The organism is Lysinibacillus sp. CNPSo 3705 (assembly GCF_028674935.1).
Taxonomy (GTDB): Bacteria; Bacillota; Bacilli; order Bacillales_A; family Planococcaceae; genus Lysinibacillus.
The window spans coordinates 1-11,954 of the sequence record NZ_JAQZSD010000053.1; the positions used below are offsets into that span (position 1 = coordinate 1).

At 36.7% G+C, this 11,954-nt stretch carries 7 protein-coding genes and 1 other annotated feature; all 7 genes read left to right on the forward strand.

The features are described 5' to 3' along the window. Window positions 1-288 precede the first annotated feature (288 nt). The 7 genes from PVA17_RS18775 (at window position 289) to PVA17_RS18805 (ending at window position 11,898) form a co-directional block, all read left to right on the forward strand. Window positions 289-1,995: a putative bifunctional diguanylate cyclase/phosphodiesterase gene (locus PVA17_RS18775; RefSeq protein ID WP_132362332.1), complete on the forward strand. Its 1,707-nt coding sequence runs from the start codon at window positions 289-291 to the stop codon at window positions 1,993-1,995. A 367-nt stretch (window positions 1,996-2,362) separates the two neighbouring features. Beyond that, window positions 2,363-3,208 (forward strand): GIY-YIG nuclease family protein, encoded by an 846-nt coding sequence (locus tag PVA17_RS18780; protein WP_274068563.1) that lies wholly within the window; start codon window positions 2,363-2,365, stop codon window positions 3,206-3,208. Window positions 3,209-3,318: 110 nt separating this feature from the next. Continuing rightward, window positions 3,319-3,538 (forward strand) — a binding site (T-box leader). Between the two features lie 64 nt (window positions 3,539-3,602). After that, entirely contained in the window at window positions 3,603-5,039 is a 1,437-nt protein-coding gene (gene proS / locus PVA17_RS18785) for a proline--tRNA ligase (protein WP_132362326.1), read from the forward strand. An 806-nt stretch (window positions 5,040-5,845) separates the two neighbouring features. Beyond that, entirely contained in the window at window positions 5,846-7,150 is a 1,305-nt protein-coding gene (locus PVA17_RS18790; protein ID WP_274068564.1) for a PQQ-binding-like beta-propeller repeat protein, read from the forward strand. A gap of 514 nt (window positions 7,151-7,664) precedes the next feature. Then, window positions 7,665-7,991, forward strand: coding sequence for an ArsR/SmtB family transcription factor (locus PVA17_RS18795; RefSeq protein ID WP_132362322.1), 327 nt, complete (start codon window positions 7,665-7,667; stop codon window positions 7,989-7,991). Continuing rightward, the gene (locus PVA17_RS18800) at window positions 7,988-8,404 is read left to right on the forward strand and encodes an SRPBCC family protein (protein ID WP_132362320.1); all 417 of its coding nucleotides are present in this window, start codon (window positions 7,988-7,990) and stop codon (window positions 8,402-8,404) included. The genes PVA17_RS18795 and PVA17_RS18800 overlap by 4 nt, the downstream gene beginning before the upstream one ends. A 323-nt stretch (window positions 8,405-8,727) precedes the next feature. Beyond that, window positions 8,728-11,898 carry an ATP-binding cassette domain-containing protein gene (locus PVA17_RS18805; protein WP_274068565.1) on the forward strand — a complete coding sequence of 1,057 codons (3,171 nt, stop codon included), beginning with the start codon at window positions 8,728-8,730 and terminating at the stop codon, window positions 11,896-11,898. The last annotated feature ends 56 nt before the right edge of the window (window positions 11,899-11,954 follow it).

Sequence of the window (11,954 nt, forward strand, 5' to 3'; positions counted from 1 at the left end):
TTCATATATTATAAAGATAACTAGGCTAAATATAATATATGAATAGCACTTAGGTAATTAAAGTCTTCAAAAACTATCGTATTAAGTAAGTGAAAAGACCTTATTATTAGGGGCTATTTTATTGAAAACCATCAAATGTAGATTTGAATGGTTTAATATTTGAGTTGAATTAACTGCTTTTCTAATACTATAATGTAATTACATAAAAAAGGCGATATCCCATAACCTTATATCTCTTGGAAATATAAAACAAAAGAATCAAACCCTTCTAATGAACGGAGAATGAAAATGATGAATATCACGCCTGATAGTATCAATCAAGTTAACTATAGTCTGAAAGAATTACAAGATATTTTTTCAGTAATGAATAGTTCAATCATTGTAGCAATTACAGATCGAACTGGGAAAATAACGTTTGTTAATGATCATTTTTGCAAAATATCTAAATACACCCGTGAAGAATTATTAGGGCAGGATCACCGTTTACTCAATTCAGGTTTCCATCCAAGATCCTTCTTTAGAGAGATGTGGAAAACTATAGGCAAGGGTGAGATGTGGAATGGCGAGGTGTGTAATCGGGCGAAGGATGGCAGCCTTTACTGGGTGAAGACAACGATATTTCCTTTTCTTGATGACAATGGTAAACCGTATCAATATATTGCTATAAGGGTCGATATTACTGCACAAAAGGATATAAAAAAGATAACGCATATTGCTTATCATGATGAATTAACAGGACTACCAAATCGTCGTAAGTTAGAACAACGTTTAGAAAATGAATTTCATCAATCTCGACGTACAGGAGAGAAGTTTGCGTTATTTTTCATTGATGTCAATCGTTTTAAAAATATTAACGATGGACTTGGTCATATCATCGGGGATATGTTCTTAGTAGAAATGGCGAATCGTCTACGCAACGTTGATTATACATCAAATTCTATTTACCGCCACAATAGTGATGAATTTGTTATTATTCTAAACGACGTTGACTGTATTGAGGACAAGGCTGAGGAAATAATTAGCGTCTTTAATGAGAGTTTTGTTGTTAATTCATATGAATTTTACGCAAGTATTAGTATTGGAATTAGTACTTTTCCAGATCATGCGAACTCTCCTGAGGAATTATTGAAAAATGCAGATATCGCCATGTATGCTGCAAAATCTTCACGGGGTAATCAATATCGCTTGTATCGTCCAAATATGGAGGAAATCAATGATAAATGGTTAATACTTGAAACAAAGTTACATCAAGCGTTAAAAAAAGATAGTTTAGAATTACATTATCAACCAAAAATCAATTTAAAAACGAATACAGTGATTGGCATGGAGGCATTGCTACGCTGGCATGACCCTGAACTAGGTTATATGCCACCGGATCGCTTTATTCCATTTGCTGAGCAATGTGGGCTCATTAATGATATAGGGGTCTGGGTGTTAAGAAAAGCATCTGCCCAGGTACGCACTTGGAATGAAGTACATAATTCAAACTTACGTGTTGCCGTAAACATTTCTCCGATTCATATTAGTACATCAGGCTTTGTTGACATGGTACTTGAGGTTATGGCAGAAACAAAAATTGATCCGCAGTTTTTAGAAATTGAAATAACAGAAATGAGTATGCTGGATTATACGGAGGATTTAATTAATACAATTAAGCAATTAAGAGCACTTGGTATTACGATTTCTTTAGATGATTTCGGGACTGGTTATTCATCGTTAAATTATTTAAAAACGTTCCCAGTAGATGTTTTGAAAATCGATCGTGCATTCGTCCGTGATATTGTGCCTGAAAAATCAGGCATTGCCATGATTTCAGCTATGATCTCTCTAGCGCATGCGTTAAATCTTCAAGTAGTAGCTGAAGGTGTCGAGGAAGAGGCAGAATTAAACGTACTACGTGAACATGGCTGCGAATATGTACAAGGCTATTATTTCAGTAAGCCATTATCAGTAGAGGACTTTACACAATTGATAGTAAAAAGTAGATCGTTATAGGAGTATCAATATGGAGGATCTTGTCTTTAGTTTGGATAAGATCCTCTAAGTGTTTATGTAAAGGAAGGTTTAGAATATTTCGATATTTCCCTGCGGAGCTAACGTTAAAGTTTGGATCATCACCAAAACGTGTGTTGATTTCCGTTCCGACTGGGCGCTTTCCTGGGGGCGTCCGATGAGCCGCTTCGCTTCGCTGCAGGGTCTCATCTGTGACGCTGATCCCCGAGAAGTCGCCCAGTCTCCACTCCAATCAACTATTTACATAGTAGACGTTTTAACAAAAGTTATCCACAACTTTTGGTGATGAACCTAAGGTTTTGAATTTTGTCTATGCTAAAATTTCATTTTCTATAAAGGAGGTAATAACATGGTCCATTTCTATTTATCTGATTTGTTAAAACGTTGCAACTATAATTTGAATAAAACATTACTTATTCGTCATTCGCTCAATCATGAGCGTTTCATCAATGCGTATCGAGATGGTTTTTTACGTGAATATACGCAAAAACAGCCACCTCATTTTTTCGATGCTTTTGATCATGTCATTGTCTTTTCCTCAGATGAAGGGACGACATCGAAATACTTAACATCGTATGAAGTAAGGCATGGAGAGCAACCAAATGTTTCCTCAAACTGTTCGCCATTTTTGCTAGAGCCTTATAAAGATGATATCATGCATCCTTTATTTAAAATTTCAAATGATCCTTTACGTGCATATGAAAGTAAATTATTTATAGAATGGGGTAGAGCCGCTGTAAGATGGTATCAAAAAGGAACAAATGAGAAAATCATTACACAGCTTGTGAATACGAGTCAATTTGACTTTCCTGGATACGAAAACATCCTATTAACATTTAATGAATTAAAACAAATCATCGATGAACCTCAAACATATGCAGATTGGCATATTGCCTTAAGCTCAATCAACGCGATTTACGCAATTACAGATTGTTCTAACGGTAAAATTTATATCGGATCCTCATACAATAAAAATGGTTTACTTGGACGGTGGTCAGATTATGCCACAACAATCCATGGAGGCAATGAAGCATTTAAGCAGTTACTTGCGAAAAATAAAACAGCAAATTTACAATTCCAATATACAGTTTTAAAAATGCTACCAAAAGATATAACAGCATTAGAAGCAATCGAAATTGAAAGTAGCTTTAAACGAAAGTTCCAAACCATCGCTTTCGGCTATAATCGCAATTAACGGGCAAATCAATTGCTTCAAAAAAATAAAGTGAATTATCTGATATTTCCCGAAAAATAATCGTTTTAATATTTGAAATTATTGAACTGTTTTGCTAAAGTTATATAAAATATAAATTGTTGATGTGGCCAAGTAAGTAAGAATAGTGAAACAGAGAATGTAGCAATTGCTGAGAGCTATATCACCGCTTCTTATCTGAACCCTACCACGGAGATGTTATGCAAACATAACCGAGTCGTTTTCGTTACAAAACGTTAGAGGGTTTTAAGGTTTTCTTAAAACTAAATTCAAGGTGGTACCACGTTTAGTCTGCACAAAGACGTCCTTATTTGTAGGACAGCTTTGTGCTTTTTATTTTTTTAGTGGGTAAAGTTGCAGAAATGGAGGAGAGAATATGACAACACAACAAAATGATTTTTCAAAATGGTACATCGAGACAATCCAAAAGGCAGATTTAATGGATTATACACCAGTACGTGGCTGTATCGCATTCAAACCAGACGGCTATGAAATTTGGGAATATATTCAGAAAGAAATGGACCGTCGTTTTAAAGAGACAGGTCATCGTAACGCTTATTTCCCAATGTTAATCCCTGAATCCTTTTTCCAAAAAGAAAAAGATCATATCGAAGGTTTCTCACCTGAGCTTCCTTGGGTAACAGAAGCAGCAGGCGAAAAATTAGAAGAACGTTTAGCACTTCGTCCAACTTCTGAAACGATGATTGGACATCTCTATTCGAATTGGATCAAAAGCTACCGTGATTTGCCGGTCTTAATTAATCAATGGGCAAATGTTTTTCGTTGGGAGAAAAAAACCCTTCCGTTCATTCGGACATCTGAATTTTTGTGGCAAGAGGGCCATACAGCCCATATTGATGAAGAAGACGCACGTCAAGAAACAATGCAAATGTTAACGATCTATAAGGAAGTAGTAGAGGGTTTACTGGCCATTCCTGTCTATGATGGACAAAAAACACCATCAGAACGTTTTGCAGGGGCGGTCGATACATTTTCTATTGAAGCAATGATGAAAAATGGGAAGGCCGTACAAGCTGGTACCTCTCACTATTTAGGGACAAAGTTCGCTGAAGCCTTTGATATTAAATATTTAAACAAAGCTAATCAGCATGAATACGTACACACAACATCTTGGGGCACTTCCACACGTTTAATAGGTTCAGTAATTATGGTTCATGGTGATGAGCAGGGGCTTATTTTACCGCCACGAATCGCACCAACTCAAGTTGTCTTAATTCCTGTAGGTCCATGGAAAAAGAACCCCCAAATTATAGAGAAACTTGATGACATTTTTGCAGCTCTTAAAAAGAACGGAATTCGAGTACGTCTAGATGATTCGGACCAATCACCAGGCTACAAATTTAATGAATGGGAATTAAAAGGTGTACCAATTCGAATTGAATTAGGACCACGTGATTTAGAAAACAACCAGGCATTGTTAAAAGCGCGAGATGAAGATGACAAACAATCCATTGAGCTGAATGACATTGTTGCAGCAATTGAGGCAGAATTAACAACAATGCAAACTCGTTTATTCGATAAAGCACGTAAATTCCGGGATGAAAACGCTCATATAAATATAGATACACTGAAGGATTTACAGCAGCATATTAACACTTCCAAAGAAAATGGGGCTATTTCTGGGTGGATCCTTGCTGGATGGTGCGGAGATGATGCATGCGAGGAAAAAGTAAAAGAAGAGACAAAATATACTTCTCGTAACATTCCGTTTAATCCACCAACTACGAAATCTACTTGTATTTGTTGCGGAAATGAAGCAAAGCATACAGTTTGGTTTGCTCAGGCGTATTAAATAGTTATCAAATTTGCTTTCAAACACAAGTATTCAACTATTGGAAATATGTCCATATTTCCAATCCATTACCTGATAGCTTTTATAACTCTTATTGTTTCGTTCTAACTGTTTCGATTTCGTCTGAACGATAGGCTGTTTTTTTACTTCATTGATGAAGGTGGTCATATCATCGACAAATGTTATTTGCACGTGAATGGCTCGTCATACAACTTCTTGCTATTAGCCAAGAACCATTGTAACTTTCACTATCCTTTTGCTACAGGAAAATTAGTTACAATTGGATGTTTCTACGACGTGTAATCGATTGTCACTATCCTCGTCATAAAGGAGATGTCTCAAAAAAGCTTTTCAGACATCTCTTTTTGTATTTTAGACTAGCTTGAATGGGAATGTTTGTTCTATAATAGATTTAACTTGAATCTAGACATTACTGTTTCCACAACAATTTATGAAAAATCGTTCAATTATTGAACAACTTTGAACGCAAGTTCGAAGGCAATCCCTATTTCCGATTCCCAATGGAATGACTTAAAAATGAAAAAGTATAGCCACTAAGCTTTTAGTACAAATCAATTTTATAGATGGGGACATGGAGAACTTGCTACAAATCGATATTCATTTTATTGATTTCAACAAGGAACGTAGAGCAGTGGTGAACAGAAAATGAAAGCTTATGCTCCTTAGTACTAGGGGCATCTAACTTCAGTAGTGAGGATAGTTGGTTTCGGTTTGGAAACTTTTTAGATTAATGAGGAAACCGTAAAACATGATAGGGTCAGTTAACAAATAAGGAGACTAATACAATGACAAATGATACTTTACAATTATCCCAGAAATGGCGAGAAGAGGGGTTACGTTATGCAAGTGAAATTAATGCCTACGTGCGCAAAGGATTAGAAACTAACTGGGAGGCACTAGGAGAGGAGCCAATTGAAGATTCACGCGGACAATTAGCTTCGCAAGTGTATAAGTTTATTAAACAGGCGAATAGTACAAAGCAACTGGAAACGCTCCGCGAACAGTTTCCAGCTGCTTCTTGGCCATTTCAGGAAACACACAGCCAACTGATGCGAGCCGTTTATCCAATTGCATTTCTCAGAGATGGTGCATTACTTGTTGCAGCGCAAAATGAAGATTTTTCACGCACTGTCTATGTGATGGATAAACAGGAAGCAAACCGTATCGAGCACATACAAGCAGCAAGTTGTTCTGCGGATGGGCGCGACATTGCTTTGATGGATGAGCTAGGAGTTCGGATCGTACGCGAGCCCGATCGAGAGTTGAACGGCACTTTGCTGGCTACATACAAATGGGCGACAATCATCGACCAATTGCACGAAAAATACCCTGATATTGAGACCTTGCAGCCAGAAAGCTATCGAAGCGCAGATGTCATTCCATTCGCTGATGGCACGAAGTTGTTGGTGGTATCGCATGATGGCATTTATTTGATTGAGGAAACAGATGCCCTCTTGTTGCACCCGTCAGTAGAAAATATAAGGGAGTGGGCAGAAGAAGAAGATGACTTCACAGCAAGTTTAGCGATGCCACATGGAGCTGTTTCGCGAAGCAGCAGATGGTTGGCTTATGGAAGTCAAGATAGCGATCATATGTTATTAGATATGGAAAAGTATGTTATGCATTCGTTTGAACCGATGTCGAGTTATCCGCATTACAGCTTGTTCAGTGCCGATAATGAGCATGTTTGGTTCAATGCATGTCATTTTTATAATGGATGTACACTTGGTATTGCACTCCATGATCTTAAACCGGACAATAATGAAGAGCCCCTTTCAATAGATGAAAGTATGCGTGTATATGCCGGTGTTGCAGTGCAAGGGGGCAACATTTTGGGTGACGCATATGGTTATTTACGAATGATTGATTTGGAGGGGAATGAACTTTGGCGTTACTTCGTATCTGGGACAATCAGTGGCATGGCATTAAACTCTGATGAGACCATATTGCTTGTCGGTACATACAATGGAATGCTCCATATACTTGATTTAACTAGTACAGAGCCAAGTCCGTATGAGATTAGCACAAGTTCAATACGTGAATCGTACCGCTGGATCATCTGGGATACTCAGCAACCACTATACTGGTAGGTTTTATTTGCAAATTCTTTAAGGTTTATTTTATCAACATGAATGTATAAAAAAAGCTTTTACATATCAAGACGAAAACTTAACAATTGATTATACTTCTTGTAGCACTCATCCGGAAATGCAGCAGGCAAACTAGAAGTGACATGGCGAAAATAAAACCAAAGGGAATAAAGGCTATAATAAAGGAAAAGAAGTATCTACTTTCATGTCCATAAATGCGGACGTCAAAGTGGATACTTTCTTTTTTTAGTAGAGGTAGTTTTTGAACAGGGGCATAAGAAGTACTAATATGTCCAAGCTTATTTTTAAGATTTGAATTTAATACATTAGATTTTTTTAAAAAAGCATCCTGAATACAAGTACGCGATGGACGAGAAGCTCAGCAAATTATTTGTATTAATGATTAGTGAATAAAACGAATGCAACTATCCCAAAATAAAAATTGACTGGACACTAAATGGTGTCGTATAATTAAGACACCATTTAGTGTCCAATTTAAAAGGGAGAGGAGATTTTGAGCGACAAGACTCAAGACCGTGATGTTTATGCTGCTATTGCTGACCCAACAAGACGTCAATTAATACGCTTGCTGGCAGATGCGGAAGAATTACCTCTTCACGAATTAACGTCGCAATTTCAAATGGGGCGTACAGCAGTTTCTAAGCATTTGGCGATCCTTAAAGATGCCGATCTCGTAATTGCTCGAAGGGTTGGTAGGGAAACGAGATATCGATTGAATGCCAAACCATTGCAAGAAATTCAAGATTGGCTATCGTATTACGAAGTTTTCTGGAAAGAAAGAATGGCAAGATTAAATCTTTTATTGGAGGAAGAAAAATGAAAGCAGATGTATCTTTAGATTATCAATTTACAAGTTCAATCGAGAAAGTTTGGAACGCATTAACAGATTCAGACACTCTTGCAAAATGGATCTGGAAAAATGACTTTAAACCAGTCGTAGGACATAAATTCCAATTCAGAGCTGAGCCAAATGAATGGTGGGATGGAATTGTCAATTGTGAGGTGCTCAAAGTAGAAGAACCTCATACATTATCTTATACTTGGGCAAGTGCCGGAGAAACAACTACTGTGACATGGACGTTGACGGAAGGTTCAGATGGCACTACACATTTACATCTTGATCAAAGCGGATTCAGTGAAGCAACAAAAGCTCGTCAAGGAGCAATCGAAGGAGCAAAATACGCTTGGATTAACAATGGTAATCAGCTCGAAAAAGTGTTAGCAGAACTGTAAACTATTTCTCCATTATGATACTTGCTTTTCTAAAGCAAAAGCAGGTATCAAATAAGAAATGAATAAAATAAACTGTTCTTCAACAATCGGACGCTTTCGGAACATAGAAAGCGTCATTTTTTTAACTTCTTTCAGCCTTTGCTGAAAGAAGTTAAAGCCTCCGGCGGATGTCACGGAATCGGAAAGGAGTACTTTGTACTTGCACAAAGCCGACTCCGGACGCAATTATGCCGAGGCATAATTGATTGGATGTCATAAACATAACAAATGCAGTTGAAGTTATGCTAACATGACAATACTAAATGGAATGGAGAGAATATCCGATGAAAATAAATCAATTAATTGCTAACAATATAAACCGCTTAGATGTCAACTTGTCGGAAGATCAATCTTTAGGAATTGCTGGATTATCGGGCTCTGGTAAAACTACATTTTGCCAAACAATTGGTGAAGAATCTAAGAAGCGTCTAGTTTCTTTATTGCCAAAAGCAGAATATCAGTATTTGTTTCCTAATATTATGGAAACGAATTTCAGTGCCATCAAGATGGAAGAAATGCCTTTAGTCCTTTTTCTCGGGAAATCATCCATTTCTACTAATCCACGGTCGACAGTTGGTACTCATACAGGTGTTTTTAAAGAGATACGTGAAAAATTGGCAGATAAGTTTGATCTTTCTCCAGAGGTTTTTTCCTTTAATAATGCACTGGGTTGGTGTCCTGCTTGTAAAGGGCGTGGTACGACTAAAAATGTCGAATGTAAAAAGTGTAAGGGTAAGCGCTATAATCCGGAAGTTGAGCAATATAAGTTTGAATTATGGAATCAACCACATAGTATTTCCGATATAAACAATTTAAGTATAGAAGCGATTTATTCCCTTTCAGCGGAATTGGCGATTAGCGAGGAAAGACAACGTATTCTTACAAATATTATCCAAATGAATATTGGCTATTTAACGTTAAATCGGGTCATGGGTACCTTGTCTGGAGGAGAATTAACTCGACTGTACTTGGCAGAATTTATGGCAGCTAGTGAAAATACGGTCATTATTATTGATGAAATTTCTGTTGGTCTTGATCATCAAACGCTGTTGAAAATTTTACAGCAAATTAAACAATTGGGCTATAAAAACCAAATTTGGCTTATTGATCATTCTGATACAGTGCTAGATACAGCGGATGGGCAGCTGTTCTTTGGACCTGGCAGTGGGAAATACGGCGGTAAAATTGTCGAAGTTTCACCACGTCCAGAACCAGTCTATTGGGAACGAAATCAGGCAATGCCTACAGACTATTATCAATTTCATGATCTTTACTGTCGTAATATTGAAATGGCTAACATTCAGATTCCCAAAAATAGACTCGTAACCGTTACAGGTGAATCTGGCTGTGGGAAATCAACCCTTGTCAATGAGTGTATCTCTAAGGACTTCCTAAAACGATATCCAAAAGATAAATTAGTCATGGTAGGACAAGACCGTAACCAATCAATTACAAGCCGATCAACGGTTGCAACGTTCCTTGATATTAAAAAGAAAATGACGAAATACAGTGATGATATAGACGATATTTTCCAACGTTCCATTGAGGACATTATTGAGGAGCTTCCACATGAAGACATTGCTCATAAACGCTTAAGTTTATTAATTAAGCTGGGTCTCGGTTATTTAACATTAGAAAGAAAAACACAATCTTTATCGACAGGGGAATTTCAATGTGTTCATTTAGTGTCTGAGCTATTTTCGAACGCAAGAAACCCCCATACGCTATTTATTTTTGACGAGCCTTCAAAAGGTTTATCACAAAATATTTTAAACCAATTTATTGATAGTATTAGGGACATTCTCAAAGACGAATCTGTTTCTATCATGATGATTGAACATAATGCTTATATGATTGAGAGCTCTGATTTTATCGTTGATTTTGGAAAAAGACAGCAGGAGCCTGTTCGACATCTTGATGTTGTCGACCATGATAATTATTTTAGTCAACTTAACCGTACAGATAGTGATGCTTCATTGCATATCTCTTCAACACTTGCTACAAAAAGTGGCATCCATTACTTAGAAGACAATCATATTAGCTATTTTAAAAATGCCGAAAACATTTATAAAGGCGGTATTTTAAAAAGTTTGTCATCAATGGCCCGTTTAATTTATGGTGAGTATGAATCAGCAACAATTGCACCAGTCGTCGCCATTGATCTAGAAAGACACTTATATAGTCAGTATAGTTTTTTATATGAAATCGGTGGATTAATTAACCATATCGTGGCTGCCCATCCGACGAATAAAGATACGAGAAGCTTCGATTTCTTTAGTCAAGAAAACCATTGTCCTAGCTGTTCTGGACGCCTGCAAATTGAAAAATTTGATTTTGATATCGTCATACAAGACAAAACAGTGCCTTTCTGGGATGGCTTATTACACCCAGACGTGATGGAAGTATTAAAATATTATCAATATCCGAAATTACAATTCCTCTTTGATGAGATCAAGAATGAACTGGGTCAAGATATTAGTAAAAGCTACAATGAAATGACAGAGGAAGAAAGACATACGTTCCTCTATGGTTATTGGGAAAAATCATTTTATGATAAAGCTAGTAAGTCCTCAAAAAAATGGGAAGGTTTTAATTTTATCCTTGGGCGTTATATCGTTATTTCGAAATCAATCATTAAAGAACAAATGAAAGAATCAAAAGAGATGATTGCCTGTCCAATTTGTCAAGGAGCGGTGCTAAACCATAAGAAAAAACTAATGTTTGGAGACACTGATATTCGCGAGATAATACATCAACCTATTGAACAGGTCATAAAAACTGTTGGGAACTTACCAGAGCTTGAAAAACTACAAGCAATTGTAGGCGGCGATATGACTCTAACGCAAGATGTCTCCTTACTTCCTAGAGAAACACAAGTATCGTTAAAAATGCTGGAATTAGAGCTAGCAAGCTTTGCTGGTTATGAAATTGTTCTAAATAATGTTTTACCATTTTGGGACAAAATTAAAGACAATATCGAGGCAATCAGCAGCAAAAATTTAATAACAATTTGTGATTTTGCCAACATTGACGAAACGAGAGAAACTATCATAGATAAGTATTTCACTAATGGAAAATACAAAAAACTAACATACGTCTATGAAGCATTTGGCTACAAAAAAATTGTGACGCAAATGAATAAAATTAAAGCAAGTCATAAATGTCCATTCTGTAATGGGAAGAAAGTCATATCAGAAGATAATCTCCATGATGGCGTCTATAAATTATCCGTACCATGTGTTAGTTGCTCTGCAAGTGGTATCAATAATGAAGGTCGAAAAGAAATTATCGATGGTGTAGACGTACAAACATGGTTAACGGGCAAAGTAAGTGACGTTGTGGAAGAAAGCTTACGAACAGAGGCTGTTGCACATATTCCAATTTTTAACCGTATTCGCGAGTTGAATAAACGAGATATGATGGCCATTTACCAATGCCTAGAGCAAAACAATTAGATGAACGAAAGTTACTTCATATAGACTCATTTGCAATAATAAAATTGCAAATGAGT